At 42.2% G+C, this 18,525-nt stretch carries 17 protein-coding genes and 1 pseudogene; 7 read left to right on the forward strand and 11 right to left on the reverse strand.

The genetic code is table 11. The features are described from left to right. Positions 1-5: 5 nt before the first annotated feature. Positions 6-2,588 (reverse strand): leucine--tRNA ligase, encoded by a 2,583-nt coding sequence (gene leuS / locus PSE69_RS11745; protein WP_004917635.1) that lies wholly within the window; start codon positions 2,586-2,588, stop codon positions 6-8. Between the two features lie 431 nt (positions 2,589-3,019). Here leuS and PSE69_RS11750 point away from each other — a divergent pair. Next, positions 3,020-3,420 (forward strand): annotated as a pseudogene (locus PSE69_RS11750) (GFA family protein). Between the two features lie 10 nt (positions 3,421-3,430). Here the strand turns inward: PSE69_RS11750 and PSE69_RS11755 are convergent. The 5 genes from PSE69_RS11755 to PSE69_RS11775 all read right to left on the reverse strand — a co-directional run bounded on the left by PSE69_RS11755 (position 3,431) and on the right by PSE69_RS11775 (position 7,276). Then, a complete protein-coding gene (locus tag PSE69_RS11755; RefSeq protein ID WP_040132900.1) occupies positions 3,431-3,964 on the reverse strand; it encodes a GNAT family N-acetyltransferase in 534 nt (177 codons plus the stop codon). 159 nt (positions 3,965-4,123) lie between these two features. Further along, a complete protein-coding gene (locus tag PSE69_RS11760; protein ID WP_004917638.1) occupies positions 4,124-4,849 on the reverse strand; it encodes an amino acid ABC transporter ATP-binding protein in 726 nt (241 codons plus the stop codon). After that, positions 4,846-5,526: a glutamate/aspartate ABC transporter permease GltK gene (gene gltK / locus PSE69_RS11765; protein ID WP_004917639.1), complete on the reverse strand. Its 681-nt coding sequence runs from the start codon at positions 5,524-5,526 to the stop codon at positions 4,846-4,848. Before gltK ends, PSE69_RS11760 begins: the two co-directional genes overlap by 4 nt. Position 5,527: 1 nt before the next feature. Next, positions 5,528-6,268, reverse strand: a complete 741-nt coding sequence (locus PSE69_RS11770; RefSeq protein ID WP_004917640.1) for an amino acid ABC transporter permease — start codon at positions 6,266-6,268, stop codon at positions 5,528-5,530. Positions 6,269-6,382: 114 nt separating this feature from the next. Beyond that, the gene (locus PSE69_RS11775; RefSeq protein ID WP_014657717.1) at positions 6,383-7,276 is read right to left on the reverse strand and encodes an amino acid ABC transporter substrate-binding protein; all 894 of its coding nucleotides are present in this window, start codon (positions 7,274-7,276) and stop codon (positions 6,383-6,385) included. Positions 7,277-7,758: 482 nt separating this feature from the next. Here PSE69_RS11775 and PSE69_RS11780 point away from each other — a divergent pair, with 482 nt between their 5' ends. The 4 genes from PSE69_RS11780 to PSE69_RS11795 are packed head-to-tail and all read left to right on the forward strand — an operon-like array spanning position 7,759 to position 11,492. Further along, complete coding sequence (locus tag PSE69_RS11780; protein ID WP_040132901.1) at positions 7,759-8,154, forward strand: hypothetical protein; 396 nt, start codon at positions 7,759-7,761, stop codon at positions 8,152-8,154. A 47-nt stretch (positions 8,155-8,201) separates the two neighbouring features. Next, positions 8,202-10,259 carry a protein-disulfide reductase DsbD family protein gene (locus PSE69_RS11785; RefSeq protein WP_121874615.1) on the forward strand — a complete coding sequence of 686 codons (2,058 nt, stop codon included), beginning with the start codon at positions 8,202-8,204 and terminating at the stop codon, positions 10,257-10,259. Beyond that, complete coding sequence (locus PSE69_RS11790; protein WP_004917644.1) at positions 10,256-10,984, forward strand: DsbA family protein; 729 nt, start codon at positions 10,256-10,258, stop codon at positions 10,982-10,984. Before PSE69_RS11785 ends, PSE69_RS11790 begins: the two co-directional genes overlap by 4 nt. A gap of 7 nt (positions 10,985-10,991) precedes the next feature. After that, on the forward strand, positions 10,992-11,492 hold the full coding sequence (locus tag PSE69_RS11795) for a protein disulfide oxidoreductase (RefSeq protein ID WP_004917645.1): 501 nt from the start codon (positions 10,992-10,994) through the stop codon (positions 11,490-11,492). 74 nt (positions 11,493-11,566) lie between these two features. On the opposite strand, the gene PSE69_RS11800 is transcribed toward PSE69_RS11795, so the two are convergent. Beyond that, a complete protein-coding gene (locus PSE69_RS11800; RefSeq protein WP_004917646.1) occupies positions 11,567-12,280 on the reverse strand; it encodes an NUDIX hydrolase in 714 nt (237 codons plus the stop codon). Positions 12,281-12,430: 150 nt separating this feature from the next. Between PSE69_RS11800 and PSE69_RS11805 the strand changes: the two genes are divergently transcribed. Both PSE69_RS11805 and PSE69_RS11810 read left to right on the forward strand, forming a co-directional pair. After that, entirely contained in the window at positions 12,431-13,453 is a 1,023-nt protein-coding gene (locus tag PSE69_RS11805; protein ID WP_121874614.1) for an SPFH domain-containing protein, read from the forward strand. After that, positions 13,450-14,373: a sugar kinase gene (locus PSE69_RS11810; RefSeq protein ID WP_036943472.1), complete on the forward strand. Its 924-nt coding sequence runs from the start codon at positions 13,450-13,452 to the stop codon at positions 14,371-14,373. Before PSE69_RS11805 ends, PSE69_RS11810 begins: the two co-directional genes overlap by 4 nt. A 70-nt stretch (positions 14,374-14,443) precedes the next feature. Here PSE69_RS11810 and lnt read toward each other — a convergent pair whose 3' ends face one another. From lnt to PSE69_RS11830, 4 genes are all read right to left on the reverse strand, one after another. Next, complete coding sequence (gene lnt, locus PSE69_RS11815) at positions 14,444-15,988, reverse strand: apolipoprotein N-acyltransferase (protein WP_076914340.1); 1,545 nt, start codon at positions 15,986-15,988, stop codon at positions 14,444-14,446. Then, on the reverse strand, positions 15,988-16,872 hold the full coding sequence (gene corC / locus PSE69_RS11820; protein ID WP_272675243.1) for a CNNM family magnesium/cobalt transport protein CorC: 885 nt from the start codon (positions 16,870-16,872) through the stop codon (positions 15,988-15,990). Before corC ends, lnt begins: the two co-directional genes overlap by 1 nt. 181 nt (positions 16,873-17,053) lie before the next feature. Then, on the reverse strand, positions 17,054-17,521 hold the full coding sequence (gene ybeY / locus PSE69_RS11825) for an rRNA maturation RNase YbeY (RefSeq protein ID WP_004917654.1): 468 nt from the start codon (positions 17,519-17,521) through the stop codon (positions 17,054-17,056). Beyond that, on the reverse strand, positions 17,518-18,519 hold the full coding sequence (locus tag PSE69_RS11830) for a PhoH family protein (RefSeq protein WP_223854883.1): 1,002 nt from the start codon (positions 18,517-18,519) through the stop codon (positions 17,518-17,520). Before PSE69_RS11830 ends, ybeY begins: the two co-directional genes overlap by 4 nt. Between the last annotated feature and the right edge of the window lie 6 nt (positions 18,520-18,525).

Raw genomic sequence — 18,525 nt, forward strand, 5'->3', positions numbered from 1 at the left:
CCTTATCAGCCAACAACCAAGTTTAGTAATTTACCTGGTACATAAATTACTTTACGAATAGTAACGCCTTCGAGGTATTTCGAGACGCTATACTCTTTTGTTGCCATATCTAACACAAAGTCTTGCACTGCATCAGCAGGTACAGTGATACGACCACGCACTTTACCATTAACTTGGATAACGACTAATTTAGTGTCATCAACCATGGCTTTTTCGTCAGCGACAGGCCAGCTTGCAAAATCGACATCATCGGTGTGACCTAATGCTTTCCACATTTCGAAACATGCATGTGGAATAATAGGTGACAGCATCAAGGTGATCGCTTCAAGTGACTCTTGCATCAATGCACGATCTTGTTCGGTCTCTTGTGGTGCACGAACTAATTTGTTCATGAACTCCATGATAGCGGCAATCGCAGTGTTAAACGCATAGCGACGGTCAAAATCATCGGTCACTTTAGCAATGGTTTTATGTAAGTCGCGACGTAAGTCTTTCTGCTCTGTCGTTAATGTGCTGACATCAAGCGGCTGAGTTGCCCCTTTTTGTGAGTGCTCATGAACGATACGCCATACACGACGGACAAAACGGTTTGCCCCTTCGACGCTAGACTCTTGCCATTCAAGGGTTAGCTCTGGTGGTGCCGCAAACATCATAAATAGGCGAACAGTATCGGCACCGTATTTTTCAACCATCAACTGTGGGTCAATACCATTGTTTTTCGACTTAGACATTTTGCTCATGCCAGTATAAACCAGCTCATGTCCTTCGGTATCAACGGCTTTGATAATACGGTTTTTGTCGTCACGCTCTACAGTGACATCACTTGGCGAAACCCAAACACGCTGACCATCACTGCCGGTATAGTAGAAGGCATCTGCCAGTACCATACCTTGACATAATAGGCGTTTTGCTGGTTCATCTGAGTTGACTAGACCTGCATCACGCATCAATTTGTGGAAGAAACGGAAATACATTAAGTGCATGATGGCGTGTTCAATACCACCAATGTATTGGTCCACTGGTAACCAGTAATTCGCAGCAGCCGGATCCAACATGCCTTCATCAAATTGAGGGCAAGTGTAACGAGCATAGTACCAAGATGACTCCATAAAGGTGTCAAAGGTATCGGTTTCACGTAAAGCTGGCTGACCATTGATGGTGGTTTTCGCCCATTCTGGATCCGCTTTAATTGGGCTGGTGATACCGTCCATTTCGACATCTTCTGGCAAAATCACTGGCAGTTGATCTTCAGGAACAGGAACAACTGTGCCATCTTCTAATGTTGCCATTGGAATTGGTGCGCCCCAGTAGCGTTGGCGAGAAACACCCCAGTCACGTAAACGGTAGTTCACTTTACGTTGACCCACGCCGATAGCGACTAATTTGTCTGCGATAGCATTGAAGCCAGCGGTATTATCTAAGCCGCTAAATTCGCCTGAGTTGATCAATGCAAATTTTTCAGTCATCGCTTCTTGAGAAATATCAGGCTCATTGCCTTCAGCGTCGGCAATAACCACTTTTAGTGGCAGGTTATATTTATGGGCAAACTCCCAGTCACGTTGGTCGTGAGCAGGTACAGCCATCACCGCACCGGTGCCATATTCCATCAACACAAAGTTGGCTACCCAGATAGGTAATTTTTCTTGGGTGAGTGGATGAATAACATAAAGGCCAGTTGGCATCCCTTTTTTATCCATGGTCGCCATATCAGCTTCGGCTGTTTTGGTATTACGGCATTCATCGATAAAGTTGGCTAATTCGGCATTTTTTTCTGCGGCTTCGAGTGCTAATGGGTGACCCGCAGCAACCGCCACATAAGTTGCACCCATGAAAGTATCAGGGCGAGTGGTATATACGGTTAATTTGTCATCACGATCGGCAACGTTAAAGGTGATTTCGACACCCTCAGAGCGCCCAATCCAGTTACGTTGCATGGTTTTGACTTGCTCAGGCCAATCATCAAGCTTATCAAGATCGTTTAGCAACTCTTCAGCATAATCGGTGATTTTAATAAACCATTGAGGAATTTCTTTACGCTCGACGGGCGTATCACAGCGCCAGCAGCAGCCATCGATAACCTGTTCGTTGGCGAGTACGGTTAAATCATGTGGACACCAGTTTACAGCAGAGGTTTTTTTGTAGACTAAGCCTTTTTCATAGAGCTTAGTAAAGAACCATTGTTCCCAACGATAGTATTCAGGCGTACAAGTGGTAACTTCGCGATCCCAATCGTAGCCAAAGCCCAGCATTTTTAACTGGCCTTTCATGTAATCGATATTGGCATAGGTCCATGGTGCAGGTGCTGTTTTATTTTTGACAGCCGCGCCTTCAGCAGGTAAGCCAAACGCATCCCAACCGATTGGTTGTAAAACGTTTTTACCTAATAGGCGTTGATAACGGGAGATCACATCACCCATAGTGTAGTTGCGCACATGGCCCATGTGTAGTCGACCAGAAGGGTAAGGTAGCATGGACAGGCAGTAGTATTTCTCTTTGCTGTTGTCTTCTGTCACTTTAAATGTGGCTTTTTCATCCCAGTGACGCTGTACTTTTGGCTCTATATCTTCTGGACGATATTGTTCTTGCATGGCACCGATAATCCTATGGTGAATAAATGCTACTCAGTAGCGTTAATGTCTTTCTATAAGTTAGATCCGCATAGCATAGCGGATCCTACCCTAAAACAACAATAGTTGATTAGCTGAACCGACGGGGAAAGCTGGATATTGTTTTTGGGGGGCGGTGTCAGAATATTTTATTCCGATGAGCATCAAACTTAACTAAAAAACAGTAAGATTGGTAGTGTTTCACGCAAAAAAACTCAAAAAGCCAGCAAATATTGGGCAATACATAGGGAGGGGTATTTATTCACTCTATTTTATTAGCACTAAAGTGCAAAGATCCCCTAGAAACATAAAAAAGCATCAATAAATTATATCAATTAACAAAACCTATTTGAGTTGTTTGAGTACCTTAATCCACTGATTTCATTTTTGCCTATGCTATTAGGGAGGGCGTTGTGATTGAAAAACAAGTTCAGAGCCATTGTGGTACAGTGAAATTTAAGGTTGCGTTGACTGATAGATATAACACAGCAAGAAGATGTCACTGCCCTTTTTGCCGAATGCGTGGGGCAATCGTAATCTTTGCGCTCTTGTCAGAGACACTATTTTAGAAGGAAAAGATAAACTAACGGAATATCGTTTTAACACAAAGCAAGCCGCCCTCTTTTTATTCAATCTGCGGAATTTATACTTTTCATCAAAGACGCTCAACCCCACAAGAGTATGGAGTAAAGGTTGCTTGCATTGAAGGTGTCTCTCCCTTTGATTTTGCATCGGTCAATGTGATGGATGGAAGACATCTTCCGAAAGAGAGGGAGGTGTTGTTGGTCAACTTATTTATAAAAGTAAACATTGAACGCTAATGTTTATAATGTTTTATACCAAAATAATGCGACTTCATGGGCATTTTCCGTGCATAAATAGAGCGCTTTATCATAACCATGAATGCGAAAACCGTGTTTGTGATAGAACTTAGCGGCTGTGGTATTCGTAGATTGAGATTCTAATCTGATGTGATGTAAACCATTGTCGGTTGCCCAAGCTTCAATTTTTTCTAGTAATTGTTTGGCGATACCTTTACCTCTATATGGCTCATCGATGGCCAATTCATCAAGTTGAGCCATTCCATTCCAGCAAAGACTTGCACAGGCATAGCCAATCGTTTTATCCCCCAATTTCGCAACATATAAAACACCTAAACTTTCTTGTTCATTCAACCACTGCTCTGGAGAGAAATGATAATCCTTTAGGTAGGGCTTAATCGCTTTTTTCCTGTTTATATCGTCATAGGGATGGAGTAACTCATCAGTTATCATCACATTAAAATTACAGGCAGAAACATCCAGAACCGTATCGTCTTGTAAAGGGGTAATTGTTATTTGTTGATCATTTTTCATCATGAGGCTTAGATTATTAGATTGATATTAATTGGGTTTTTAATCTATATCTGTATGTATTGTCGGGCAACAAATATTTAGATAAAACAAAATAGAAAGGTATAAGAGTGTCGTGCAGGGGGCGGCCATAGAGAGGTAGTCTCTCCCTATGGCTTGCAATAATTAATGCAGTATTTTCGCGAGGAAATCTTTAGCTCTATCAGATTGCGGATTAGCAAAAAAGTCTTCTTTTTTACTGTCTTCAACAATCTTTCCTTCATCCATAAAAATCACACGGTTAGCGACTTTCTTAGCGAAACCCATTTCGTGGGTAACGACCATCATAGTCATACCCTCGTTTGCTAATTCGACCATAACATCAAGCACTTCATTGATCATTTCAGGGTCAAGTGCTGATGTTGGCTCGTCAAATAACATTGCAACAGGATCCATACACAAGGCTCGAGCAATTGCCACACGCTGCTGCTGCCCACCCGAAAGCTGGGAAGGAAACTTATTTGCATGGCTTGCTAGCCCAACGCGTTCGAGTAATTTCAACCCTTTTGCTTCAGCCTCTTTTTTATTTCTATTTAGCACCTTTACTTGGGCCAGTGTTAAATTTTCTATAATAGAAAGATGCGGGAATAGCTCAAAGTGTTGGAATACCATGCCAACTTTAGAGCGAAGTTTTGCCAAATCAGTTTTTTTATCATTGACTTGGATACCATTTACAAAAATTTCACCCTGTTGAACTGGCTCAAGGCCATTCACTGTTTTTATTAATGTGGATTTACCAGAGCCTGATGGTCCACAGACAACCACGACTTCGCCTTTTTTGACTTCAGTTGTACAGTCTGTGAGTACCTGAAACTGGCCATACCATTTAGAGATATTTTTCAGGGTAATCATGTAACAGTCCTTTTCTTAAGATAATTCACCAGCATTGAAGCGCCGAAACTGATAATAAAGTACACGAAACCTGCAAACAATATCATTTCTACTTGTGTACCATCACGCTCACCAATATTGGTTGCCGTACGGAAGAAATCCGTCAAACTCAGTACATAAACTAATGATGAATCCTGAAATAGCACAATGCCTTGTGTTAATAACAGAGGGATCATCGCTTTAAAGGCTTGAGGCAAGATGACTAACCTCATTGTTTGCATATGCGTCATGCCCAGTGCAAGTGCGGCAGATGCTTGGCCTCGTGAAATACTCTGAATACCTGCTCGAATAATCTCAGAGTAGTAGGCGGCTTCAAAAAGCGAGAAGGCTACCATTGCTGAAATTAAACGGATATCACTTTTTGGTGATATGCCTAGAACATTTTGGACTAAGTTAGGCACAATCAGATAGAACCACAACAATACCATGACTAATGGGATAGAGCGGAACGTATTTACGTACAGTGCAGCGAACCAACTGATAGGTTTAAAAGTAGATAGACGCATCACGGCGAGAACCGTTCCCCACAATATCCCCACGACAATAGCCGTAATGGTAATTTTAGCGGTGACGACTAACCCATCAAGAAGAAATGGCCAACTTGGGGCGATGGAGCTCCAATCAAATTCATAGAACATATTATCGCCCTCCTAATGTGCCGGGTAAGCGAACTTTACGTTCTAACAAATTCATTAACAGCATAATGATCAAATTGATGCCGACATAGGCAAGCGTGATCGCAGTGAATGATTCCCAAGCATGGGCAGAATAATCAAGCAACTTACCTGCTTGGGCTGCCATATCAACGAGGCCGATAGTGGAAGCTATCGCCGAGTTTTTCACTAAGTTAAGCATCTCGGATGTCATTGGTGGCAAAATGACACGATACGCATTGGGTAAAAGCACATAGCGATAAGTTTGTGGCAAGGTCAGCCCCATAGCGAGACCGGCGTTTTTTTGCCCTCTTGGTAATGATTGTATTGCCGCTCTTACCTGTTCAGTCATACGGGCGGCGGTAAATAAACCAAGGCACAGTGTTGAAGAGATAAAAAATTGATAGTTAGGATCTAAGTCCATTTTGAACCAGTCGCCGATAGAACGGGGTAACAGCTCTGGGATCACTAAATACCAAGTAAAAAATTGAACAATTAAAGGGACATTACGAAATAGCTCGACATAAACGGTTCCTATCATCGCTAAAAAGCGATTAGGCACGGTACGTAAAATACCAAAGAACGAGCCGACCAGAAAAGCAATGATCCAAGCACAGATAGAAAGTGCGACAGTGACTTCTAAGCCAGATAATAACCAACCTAAATAGGTGGTATTCCCAAATGGGGCTTCCTGTAGGAAAATCCCCCAATTCCAATTGATTGACATAATTCTACTTCCTGTGGGCAATTTAGATTGACCCTACTACTGGTGAGAAAGTGCAAGGCGGGGAACGACCGCCTTGCAAATCCCACTTCAGTAACACCCTGTTTGTCTTTTTATTTAGTTAAGTGCTTTGTCATTAGGTGATTTGAACAACTCTTTCATTTCATCTGATAACGTGAATTTCAAGTTAAGATTTTTTGGTGGGATAGGTTGGTTAAACCAACGGTCAAATGATTTTTCAGCCGTACCAGAAGTTTGTGCCTTCGCGATAGTTTCATCGACTAACGCCTTAAACTGAGGATCATCTTTGCGTAGCATACAGCCATAAGCTTCTTCTGTTTGCGGTTTGCCTACAATCTCCCAAATATCTGGTTTTTTCGCTTTTGCACGTTCACCTGCTAACAACGCATCATCCATCATAAAGGCGACAGCGCGGCCAGATTCAAGGGTACGGAATGAGTCACCATGATCTTTTGCACTGATAATGCGCATTTTCATATTTTTTTCGTCGTTAAGTTTATTGAGCAAAATTTCAGACGTTGTTCCAGAGGTAACAACGACGTTTTTACCCGCGAGGTCGGCGAAGTCTTTGACTCCAGAGTCATTTTTAGTAAGTAGACGAGTACCTACTACGAAAATCGTATTTGAAAACGCAGCTTGTTTTTGTCTTTCTAAGTTATTGGTCGTTGAACCACACTCAAAATCATAGGTACCATTTTGTAATAGCGGTATACGGTTTTGTGATGTAATAGGGATAAGCTTAACTTCGAGATTAGGTTTGTTGAGTTTCTTTTTAACCGCATCAACGATTTCATTGGAGTAGTCTTGAGAGTAGCCGACCACTTTTTGGTTGTTGTCATAGTAAGAAAATGGAACGGATGACTCACGGTGGCCAACAACAATCACACCATTGTCGTTAATTTTTTTTAGAGTACCTGTTAGTTCTTCTGCTTGAACGGCACAAGTTGCTCCTAGCACCATCATCGATAATACAATCTTGCTCATACGCATATTTACAGCTCCTTTCTAAGATCGGAGATTTATCTCGTTTGTTGTGCTTGCTGATGTTTCGTGGATGCTATCAATACCACGATCACCTGCTGTATGTTTTAATATTGTTAAAAATTAAAGAAAAATGTTAAACAATGAAAATGAATTGTTTCAAAATCGGGAGCTATCTCGCATATTATTTGGGCAGTTCCTAATTTGTTGCACTATTACTGGGAAAACTTTCCTAAAAAGGGTATTTATGCACCACTAGTGTGAAAAATAATCTCATTTTCCTGTTGCTCGTGGGTATAATGCATCTTGTATGCCAATTTTTATCTTTAGAGGTGTAAATAGGATTGGGTTTGTAAAGTTAGCTCATGCTACTTGTACCGAGTCGTTTGCTGTGTAAGATGTAACCTTGATTAAATTGGTTAAATTTAAATATTGAATTAACTTATCATTATTTAACAGTGTGATTTCAGGACGAAGAAATAGAGACACGCATGAACAGGCAACTCAAATTAGGCAAAGGATTAGTAGTACTCGCCTGTCTGATGGTTTTACTTTGTATTAATCAAAGAGCCGTTGGAGAGCGTCTTTTCGCCCATTTTTCGCCTCAAGACCCTGTCGTGCAAATGCAATCCAATGGTCAGTCTATGGTGTTTAAAACGGCTGTTTCGAGTGAAAAAAGCGCGCAATTGTCTTCTTGTGAATTGAGTGCTAAATCACTACTGACATTAAGTCCTGCTGCTATTGAACCTCTCTTTTTTGTTTTCCTTTCTATCACTGCGTTAGGTATTTTTTACTCTCATTTATTTTCACGCAGAGCTAAGCGTGAGGATAAACATCCCCCACCAAGAGTTAGGCTCCATTTACAATATTGCAATCTTCGAGATTAGAACACCATCACGTTCAGCTTGTTGGTGTATTTTATTCTGGAGGAATTATGCGTTTTTTAATTAATGCGTTAATTATTTTATCTGCCTTATTTTCGGGAGTGCTACAGGCAGCTGATACTGGCTGGCTAACAGATAAACATAATGACCATGCTCAAGTAAGATTGTTAAGTGCTTCCCAAAAAGATGGGAAGGTTGCTTTATTGTTGGATGTACAACTACAAGATGGTTGGAAAACCTATTGGCGTTCTCCAGGAGAAGGCGGTATTGCGCCGGAAATCAATTGGAAATCACCAGTAACAGATATGGATTGGCAGTGGCCAGCCCCTGGTCGTTTTGATGTTGCAGGTATTTCAACTCAAGGTTATATGGGAGACGTTGTTTTTCCTATCGTCGTTAATGCCGATGAAAAGCTAGATAAACTTTCGGGAGTTTTAACGCTTTCCACCTGTAGCAATGTCTGTATTTTAACGGATTATCCTTTCGAGCTCGATTTGACTGAACCTGAGCCTGAGAATTTTGAGTGGGCATTTAATCAAGCGATGGGGCGTATTCCTCCTACAGCGGGGCTAGTGCAAAACCATAATGTCGGGTTTGATGGTGACAAACTCGTTCTTGAATTACAAAAAGTGGCTGGCGAGCCGTGGAGCCAAAAAGCAGGGGTTTTTACTGATACACCAGAAGGAACCACGCTAGGTGTGCCAAATATTCGTTTATCGGGTGACAAGCTGACGGCGACCGTTGCGGTGAGTGATGATTGGGGAGATAAAGCGCCAGACCTGACAGGAAAACCGTTCTCTTTTGTGGTGACGGATGGCGCGCTTTCACAACAGGTAACAGCGCAAATCACACCTTTTACTGGCGCTACCCAGCAGGATAATGCTGGCGGTGCGATACCTCTTTGGCAGATTTTGGCCTTTGCGTTACTAGGTGGTTTGATTTTAAACCTTATGCCTTGTGTTTTGCCGGTTCTCGCGATGAAGTTAGGCTCGGTCTTGATGGTACCGCAAGGGGAGCAGAAAACCATCCGTCGGCAATTTTTGCTTTCTTCTTCAGGGATCTTAGTCTCTTTCTGGCTATTAGCGTTATTAATGACCCTGTTGCGCGTTGGGCAACAAGCTGTTGGATGGGGGATCCAGTTCCAAAACCCATGGTTTATTGGGTTTATGGTATTAGTGACAGCATTATTTACGGCTAACCTATTTGGTTTGTTTGAGATCCATCTAGGAAGTAAAGCGAGCACTCGTTTAGCGACTGCGGGTGGTCAAGGTAACAGTGGGCATTTCTGGCAAGGTGTGTTTGCAACCTTATTGGCAACCCCTTGTTCTGCACCATTTTTGGGCACAGCAGTGGCGTTTGCACTAGCGGCTCCGATAGGAGAACTCTGGTTAGTCTTTACGGTACTGGGGATCGGAATGAGTTTACCGTGGCTATTAATCGCCGCTTTCCCTGCTATTTCTCGGCTGTTACCAAAACCTGGGGCTTGGATGAGTAAACTGAGAGTGGTTTTAGGTGTGATGATGCTATTGTCATGTCTATGGTTAATTAGCTTACTGATCCCTCATTTTGGTGAAATGGCTGCCTTAGCTATTGTGATCGTCTTTTTGCTTTTGCTGGTGGTTTTCATTGGCAAAAAATTCAGTTTACGCACTGCGGCAATTTCGTTTGTCCTGTTTGCATTATTAACAGGTGGTTTTGTTTGGGCAACGATGGAGCAAACGACAGGAAGTCGAACCCTTGTTCAGGATAATGTGGATTGGCAACCTCTGAGTGAGGAAGCGATTACACAGGCTCTGTCAGAAAATAAGCGTGTGTTTATTGATGTTACGGCAGATTGGTGTGTAACCTGTAAAGCAAATAAATATAATGTATTGCTAAGAGATGATGTTCAGCAACTCTTGAATGAACCAGATGTGGTCGCATTAAGAGGTGACTGGACTAAGCCATCACCAGAAATTACCGCATTTTTACAAAAACGTGGGCAGGTGGCTGTGCCATTTAATCAAATTTATGGCCCTAGGTTGGCTGAGGGTGAAATACTGTCAACGATACTTGATCGTGAAGTTTTATTATCAATTATGAATGAGGCCAAAGGAGCCGAAAAATGAAAAAAACAATTGTAGCTGTTCTGTTCTCGTCGCTAATGCTAGGTGCAACTGCTCATGCGGCTCCATTAACGTCTGACCAAGAAGCACAAGTGCGTAAGTTGGTACGTGATACCTTGGTTGAAAACCCTGAAATTTTAGAAGAAGCGATTGTTGCACTACAGGCTAAGCAAGGTGAAAAACAGCAAGCTCAAATGAAGGCAACGATTAAAGCCGAGCACGATAAGCTGTTTAATGATCCAGCAAGCCCACGACTGGGTGCCAAAGATGCAAAACTGGTGTTGGTTAACTTCACCGATTATAACTGCCCATTCTGTAAGCGTTTTGATCCACAGCTTGAAGAGATTGTGAAGAAATACCCTGATGTTGCTGTGGTGATAAAACCTCTGCCATTTAAAGGCAAAACATCGCTGGAGTCTTCTCAACTGGTTCTGACATTGTGGGAAAAAGATCCAAAAGCATTCCAAGCACTGCATCAAAAATTTATGCAAAAGCAAGGGATGTTAACTGAGGAAAACATCAAACAGGCGTTGAAAGCGACAGGTAATGAAAAATTAGTCGCTAACGATAAGAGCGAAGAAACTATTCGCACTAACATGATGTTAGCTGAAAAATTAGGGGTTAATGGTACACCTGCAACACTCATTGGTGAAGAAATGATCCCAGGGGCTGTAGATGCTCAACAATTAGAAATGATTGTTAAAGAGCAATTAGCAAAAGTGAAATAAGGTAAATATGGCTAGACTGAAAAAGTGGTCAAAAGAAATTATTGGGTTGGTGGTGATCTTGTTCGTCGTCTTTACCGTAATGGATTTTTGGCGTAAACCTGAAAGCCTAGCACCTATTTTGCTTGAGCCGCAATTACTTGCGACGGGTGAAACCGTATCATTAGCAGAGTTGAGTAAAGAACAACCTGTTTTAGTCTATTTTTGGGCGACATGGTGTGGGGTTTGCAAAATAACCTCTCCAACGGTAGCCGACTTAGCTAAGGCCGGTGTTCCCGTTGTTTCTGTGGCAATACGTTCTGGCAATAGTGAACGTCTGTTATCAGGGATGGAGAAAAAAGAGCTAAATTTCCCAGTAATCAATGATACACAAGGCTCGCTTGCGAATCAGGTTGGCATTAGTGCCACACCGACCTTTATGATCATCGATAACGGTAAAATGGTCAGTTTTACCAGTGGTTATACAAGCTATTGGGGAATAAAAACACGTATGTGGATGGCTTCTTTTTAGTTAATTTCTCGCTAGGCTATTTCAGGCCCTCTTGAAGATATGTTTCAAGGGGGCCTTTGTTTTACCCATCAGGGTTAAAATTCTAAATTACGAATAAAACGGTAATCAGCTGACTCAGGTTTCAGACGATATAAATTAGCTGGTCGGCCTGTTTCTTGCCGTTTTTCTCCTGTATCAATCAGTAAATCAGCCTGCTCTAAGCGACGGCGAAAAGATTTTTTTTGCAATGTTTTGCCGATTAATACTTCATGCACATGTTGCAGCTCTGTCAAAGTAAAGACTTCAGGTAAGGCAAAGCCGGGAACAATAGAATAAAGTGATTTTTGTTTTAATCGCTCTCGTGCTTGCTGATAAAGCATCGAGTGGTCAAAGGCTAATGACATGTTTTCAATGTCGCTGATAGCGACCCATTTTGCTGATCCGACACTATCAATGTAGTGCTGACATGCCTGATAGGCGATAAGGGCTGTATAACAAACGGTGACAGACCAACCTCGTTTATCACGAAAATGGTTACCGACAGTACAAAGCTGTTCAATGTAGGGGGGAATGACGCCCGTTTTTTCTTTTAGCTTTCTCAAGATAGCTTGCTCAAGAGTGCTATCTTGCTCTTCATCGATAAACCCGCCAGGTAGCCCCCACATCCCTTTATCTGGATGATTTGCACGCTCAACAAGGAGAACCTTTAACGTCTCTTCATGGTAAGTAAATAGCACCGCATCTACCGTCACTAGCGGCGAAAGATATGCATTCCTATCGTATTTAGATAAATATTCTTGTTCATTCATGAGATGACAACCCACTAAGCTATTTCATGGTTAATAGGGCGATGATACGTTAAAAAAATATTTGTGTCATTAAGACACTTAATGCTTGACACTTTGGTGTCTATAAGACAATAATTAATTATTGTCACAAGGACACTAATGAGGTTAACTATGTTTAATATTAATTATTTCAAAGCAGACTCTTCGACTTTCATTATTAAATCCGTCAACGGAAAAGTGATTAAGCAAGGGAAGGGATTAAGTTTTTGGTATAACTCAGCAACAACATCTATTGCAGCACTACCATTAAATGCGCTTGAAGCGCCGTTTATTTTTAATTTACAAACGGCGGACTTTCAAAGCTTGCGTATTCAAGGGCAAATCTCATTTCGAATTAGCCAACCGGAAAAAACAGCAGAGGTATTGAATTATAACCTGACTCAAGATGGCAGCTCGTATGCGTCTGAGGACCCATTAAAATTAAGCGATAGGGTTGTGCGTAGTGCACAGACTTTAATTCAGGCAAAAATCCAACGCACTGCGATGCGTGATGCATTGTTGATAAGTCAAACATTGATCACAGAGGTCGCCAATCAGTTATCGATACATTCGGCGCTACAAGCATTAGGCATCGATATTCTTGATGTTTCGATTGCAGCCATTACACCATCACCTGAAACATTGAAAGCTCTTGAAGCAGAAGCGAGAGAATCGATTCTAAAAGAGGCCGATGATGCGATTTATGCGAGACGTAAGTTTTCTGTCGAACAAGAGCGTATGCTTAAGGAAGCCGAGTTGGAAACCGATTTATCCGTTCAAAATAAGCAGCAACAAATTGAAGAAGCACGTTTAGAAAATGAACGTCATTTATTGCGTGAACAGGCTGAAATTGAGCAGGAAAAGTTAGCCGCTCAAGTCAATGCCGAAGCTAAACGTAATGAGCTTGTGGCATTAAGCGTTGAAAACCAACGAATTCAATCGGATGCGGATGCTTACGCTATTGAGGCGAAAATGCGTGCTTATCGAGAACTGCCTGTCGAGCATTTAAAAGCGATGGCATTGGCAAAAATGGCACCGGAGCAGTTAATGGCTATGGCGTTTGAATCATTAGCGCTAAATGCAGGGAAAATTGGTGAGTTGAATATATCCCCCGATCTCTTTAGCCAAATATTTAAAAAAGGAGCTAAAGCATGAAAAGAGGAGAGGATGTCCGTTTTGTTTTAATTATGCGTAAAACGCGGTTACAGGCACTGATTGAACGTTTTAATACTTGGCCGCAAGCCAAGTTTTATTTAGAGCATAATCATGTTGAGGTAAACGATTATCTTGAAGAGCACGATCACTATCAAAAACAATTAGTACAAGCAGAGGCGGTTCTGAAATCAATGGGGCGATTTCAATTGTTAGAACGTTCTTTACTGCCTAGCTACCAATTTACGGCTCGTGATATTGTGATTGTGATAGGACAAGACGGCTTAGTGGCAAATACATTGAAATATTTAAATGGTCAGCCTGTTATCGCAATTAATCCTGATCCTGCAAGATGGGATGGCAAATTATTACCTTTTGAAATAGGCCAACTGCGTGAAGTCGTTTTGAATACGTTAAAGGAAAAGATGCCAAGTAAAACGGTGACTTTTGCTCAGGCGACAACTAATGATGGGCAAACATTACTTGCGGTTAATGATCTATTTATTGGCCCTAAAACCCACACATCGGCACGCTATATTATGAGATGGAATGGGGAACAAGAATTTCAATCCTCCTCGGGGATCATTATTTCAACAGGCTTAGGGTCGACAGGGTGGTTTCAATCGATTTTAGCGGGTGCTCAAGCCGTTATGGGGGTAGCTCATCACCCGTTGTCACAAGGATTTTCTTGGCAAGAAAGGCGACTTCAATTTAGTGTTAGGGAGCCTTTTCCTAGTAAGACAACCGGAACTTCATTTGTTTTCGGTGCGATTGAGGAGAATTCACCGCTGCAACTTGAATCATTGATGCCGGAAAATGGCGTGATTTTTTCCGATGGCATTGAAGATGATTATTTAAATTTTAATGCAGGTTGCATCGCTTCTATTAGCGTTGCGGATGTACAAGGGCAATTGATTGGTTAAATGATAAAATTTAGGCGATGTAAAATAAAATCCCAGTCGTGTGCAATTAATGCAAAGACTGGGATTTTTGTTATTTATCTGAACTTGTTTTTGACCTGCGGCCTCGTGATATGGCTATCAGCATAAATATGATAACAACGCCCCACATTGGCCAATTACTCCAGCGTGCATAAGGTGTTAACCCCGTTGTTGGGGTAATAGATGCAGATAGTGTAGCAGCGGTAAATTGAGGCAACTTAGCTTGGACGGTACCATCTGCTCGAATAATTGCGGTGACGCCATTATTGGTAGCTCTAAGTAGTGGGCGACCAAGCTCCAGCGCTCTCATGCGCGCCATTTGGAAATGTTGCCATGGCCCAATCGACTTACCAAACCACGCATCGTTAGAAATGGTTAAGAGGTAATCGCTATTAGGTTGGAAATTATCGCGAACCTGTGTTCCAAGGATAATTTCATAGCAGATGGCGGCTGTTAGATGCATGTTGCCTACAGCAAGCTGAGCTTGTTGATAATCGCCCCGGCTAAATCCTGACATTGGCAAATTAAATAATGGTGCGATAGGGCGTAAAATATCCTCTAGCGGTACAAACTCACCAAAAGGCACTAAATGGTGCTTGTTATAGCGATTTTTTGATGGGTACAGATAGGGAGTTGTATCCCCTAATACAATGATGGTGTTATAAAACTGATAGTCACCGTCAATAGGACGGGCGTCAACAATACCCGTGATCAGTTTGGTCTGGGATTCAGCTAATATTTTGTCCAGTGATTTTAGCCATGCTTGGTTATCTAATTCGACTGACGGCACTGCGGATTCAGGCCAAACAATTAAGGAAGCTTTGCCAATATAAGGGCTAGAAAGCTTAATATAAGTATCTTTGATTTTTTGTAAGTAGCTTGTTTCCCACTTCATGGATTGGGGAATATTGCCTTGTACAAGCGCCACTTCCGTAGTTTTTGACTCCAGAGGGGTATACCACTGATAGCTCTTGATGATTAAAGGGGCGAAAAGTAGTACGGCAGCGGCGACTAACGGCGTAATACGGCGACGTACCAACGCAAGCACGAGTAACCCACTAATACTAAATAATATTAGAGTTATCAGTTCTACACCAAAGATGGGGGCAAGGCCTTTCATTGGGCCATCAATTTGGCTGTAACCGAATTGAAGCCATGGGAAGCCTGTAAGAACCCAACCTCGTAAAAACTCGGTGAGCTGCCAAATGGCTGGAGCGGCAAAGACTAATCGCCATATTGTTGATTGGGGAAAGAATTTGCTGAGTAGATAACCAAATAACCCAGTGTAGAGGGAAAGGTAAGCTGCAAGCAGGATCACCAATAGGACATTAACAACCTCTGGCATTCCACCAAAGTCAGCAATGCTGACATACACCCAATTAACACCCGAGCCAAATAGCCCAAAGCCCCATGCAAAAGCAATCGAAAAAGCTTGTTTAGAGGAGCGTTGTAGGGTCAGTAGTTGGAGAAATAGGATGGAAAGGAGAGCTGCAGGCCAGAGGTCAAATGGCGAAAAAGCCAGTGTACCACTGGCTCCGAAAATGAAAGCCAGTAGTAGTCTTAACCACTGACTTTGATAGTATGACGTTAAGCTCATTAACTCTTTTCTTCATCTAAGTTTGGTGCAGGCGCGCCATCTGGAATTTTTACGTGAAGTAAAATAATTCGGCGGCTATCCGACATGGCAACTTTAAATTGATAGCCATCTATAGTGATGGATTCACCTCGAGAGGGTAGATGACCAAAGGCTTGCATAACAAGGCCACCGACAGTATCCACTTCTTCGTCGCTAAAGTGAGTCTCAAACGCATCATTGAAGTCTTCAATTTGGGTTAAGGCTCTAACTGAGTAGGAGTGCTGACTTAGCTGACGAATATCGACATCATCTTCATCATCGTACTCATCTTCAATTTCGCCAACAATAAGCTCTAAAATATCTTCAATGGTAACAAGACCAGAGACACCGCCAAACTCATCAATGACAATAGCCATATGATAGCGTAGTGAACGGAACTCTTTTAATAACCGGTCGACCCGTTTGCTTTCAGGTACAACAACCGCTTGGCGCAACACTTTATCAATACTGAATGGCTCAGCGTCTGTACGCATAAATGGCAGCAAATCTTTTGCCATTAGTAGCCCTTCAATGTGATCTTTATCTTCGCTGATGACAGGGAAACGTGAGTGTGCGGATTCGATAATAACATCAAGGCACTCATCCAGAGTTTGATTACGTTTTAAGGTTACAATCTGGGAGCGCGGGATCATAATGTCACGTACCCGCTGATCGGCAATATCCATGACGCCTTCTAACATGTCACGGGTATCAGGATCGATAAGGTCGTTCTGCTCGGAATCACGGATCAGCTCGACCAAGTCACCACAGTTTTTAGGTTCAGCGTGGAAGAGTTGGTTTAATAGTGCAAAGAACCCTTTCTTAGGACCAGGGTTGTCACTACTCGAAGAGTTATCGTCGCTCATGGCGTTTTATTAATTATTCCTCAATTGATGATAATGGTTAATTTAGCTAAATAAGTCAATTGCTTAGGTTTTTAACTCTGCCAAATATATATTCAACGGCGTGAGATAACTATGGTATTTACTCCCAAAAAACGCGATTAGACTTATTCAGCTAATATTTAACATAAAAATAGACCGTGGGTCATTCTTTTTCTGCAAGATAAGGATCAGCATAGCCCAATTCAGCTAAAATTTCCGTTTCTAGGCTCTCCATTTCTTCTGCTTCATCGTCTTCGATATGATCATAACCAAGCAGATGCAGACAGCCATGTACAACCATGTGCGCCCAATGCTCCTCGGCACTTTTTTGCTGTTCGATGGCTTCCTGTTCAACCACTTGACGACAAATAATCAGATCGCCAAGTAGAGGTAATTCTACCTCTGGTGGCGCTTCAAAAGGAAAAGATAACACATTTGTTGGTTTATCTTTCCCCCGATAAGTCAGGTTTAAATGGTGACTTTCTTCTTCATCAACGATGCGGATTGTCACTTCACTTTGTGGTTGAAACTTAGGGAGTACGGCTTCTAACCAACGTTGAAACAGTGCTTCATCAGGTAGCCCTGTTGTTTCTTCGCAAGCGAGCTGTAAATCAAGAATGACTTCACTCATTTAATTATTTCCTGCTTTTCTAACGCTTTTTGCTGTTCTTTTTCTTCTCTAATTTGTTGACGGCGTTTGTTGTCTTGTTCTTCCCATTTTTCATAGGCAATAACAACTTTTGCGACAACAGGGTGACGAACAACGTCTTCGCTGTGGAAGAAATTAAAGCTAAGTTCATCAACATCAGAAAGCACTTCAATGGCATGACGTAAGCCTGATTTATTACCGCGAGGCAAGTCGACCTGAGTAATATCCCCCGTGATGACGGCTTTTGAATTAAAACCGATACGGGTCAGGAACATTTTCATCTGCTCAATGGTGGTGTTCTGGCTTTCATCTAAAATAATGAAAGCATCATTGAGGGTGCGACCACGCATATAAGCCAGTGGTGCTACCTCAATAACATTACGTTCAATCAGTTTTTCAACTTTTTCGAACCCTAGCATTTCAAATAATGCGTCATACAGTGGGCGCAAATAAGGATCTACTTTTTGACTGAGGTCACCGGGTAAAAAGCCAAGTTTTTCCCCCGCTTCAACAGCAGGGCGAGTCAGCAAAATACGCCGTACTTCTTGGCGCTCTAAAGCATCTACGGCGGCTGCAACGGCAAGGTATGTTTTACCTGTACCCGCAGGGCCAATGCCAAACGTAATATCGTGATCTAAAATATTCGCTATATATTGCGCTTGGTTTGGTGTGCGAGGCTTGATAACACCACGTTTGGTCTTGATATTAACGGCTTTACCATAATCTGGAATACTATCGGCAGCCTGCTCTAGTACGCGGCTTTCGGAGATAGCAAGGTGGATTTGCTCAGGGTCAATATCGGGGATCACACCGCGTATTGGAGCGGTATCAACATACAATTGGCGTAAGATTTTACTGGCCGCTTGGATATTGAGTGGTTTGCCTGATAGCTTGAAACGGTTATCACGACGATTAATTTCAATCGCAAGTCTACGCTCAAGTTGCTTGATATTATCATCAAATGGCCCGCAAAGGCTCATTAAGCG

Origin of the sequence: Providencia sp. PROV122, from assembly GCF_028482365.1 — a bacterium.
Taxonomy (GTDB): domain Bacteria; phylum Pseudomonadota; class Gammaproteobacteria; order Enterobacterales; family Enterobacteriaceae; genus Providencia; species Providencia stuartii.

Coding starts and splice junctions, on each gene's coding strand:
- lnt (WP_076914340.1), bottom strand. CDS start 15,988: ATGAGCTTAACGTCATACTATCAAAGTCAGTGGTTAAGACTACTACTG.
- ybeY (WP_004917654.1), bottom strand. CDS start 17,521: ATGAGTGAAGTCATTCTTGATTTACAGCTCGCTTGCGAAGAAACAACA.
- PSE69_RS11770 (WP_004917640.1), bottom strand. CDS start 6,268: ATGTCAATCAATTGGAATTGGGGGATTTTCCTACAGGAAGCCCCATTT.
- PSE69_RS11775 (WP_014657717.1), bottom strand. CDS start 7,276: ATGCGTATGAGCAAGATTGTATTATCGATGATGGTGCTAGGAGCAACT.
- PSE69_RS11755 (WP_040132900.1), bottom strand. CDS start 3,964: ATGATGAAAAATGATCAACAAATAACAATTACCCCTTTACAAGACGAT.
- PSE69_RS11795 (WP_004917645.1), top strand. CDS start 10,992: ATGGCTAGACTGAAAAAGTGGTCAAAAGAAATTATTGGGTTGGTGGTG.
- PSE69_RS11800 (WP_004917646.1), bottom strand. CDS start 12,280: ATGAATGAACAAGAATATTTATCTAAATACGATAGGAATGCATATCTT.
- PSE69_RS11780 (WP_040132901.1), top strand. CDS start 7,759: ATGAACAGGCAACTCAAATTAGGCAAAGGATTAGTAGTACTCGCCTGT.
- leuS (WP_004917635.1), bottom strand. CDS start 2,588: ATGCAAGAACAATATCGTCCAGAAGATATAGAGCCAAAAGTACAGCGT.
- PSE69_RS11790 (WP_004917644.1), top strand. CDS start 10,256: ATGAAAAAAACAATTGTAGCTGTTCTGTTCTCGTCGCTAATGCTAGGT.
- PSE69_RS11810 (WP_036943472.1), top strand. CDS start 13,450: ATGAAAAGAGGAGAGGATGTCCGTTTTGTTTTAATTATGCGTAAAACG.
- PSE69_RS11805 (WP_121874614.1), top strand. CDS start 12,431: ATGTTTAATATTAATTATTTCAAAGCAGACTCTTCGACTTTCATTATT.
- PSE69_RS11760 (WP_004917638.1), bottom strand. CDS start 4,849: ATGATTACCCTGAAAAATATCTCTAAATGGTATGGCCAGTTTCAGGTA.
- corC (WP_272675243.1), bottom strand. CDS start 16,872: ATGAGCGACGATAACTCTTCGAGTAGTGACAACCCTGGTCCTAAGAAA.
- PSE69_RS11785 (WP_121874615.1), top strand. CDS start 8,202: ATGCGTTTTTTAATTAATGCGTTAATTATTTTATCTGCCTTATTTTCG.
- gltK (WP_004917639.1), bottom strand. CDS start 5,526: ATGTTCTATGAATTTGATTGGAGCTCCATCGCCCCAAGTTGGCCATTT.
- PSE69_RS11830 (WP_223854883.1), bottom strand. CDS start 18,519: ATGAGCCTTTGCGGGCCATTTGATGATAATATCAAGCAACTTGAGCGT.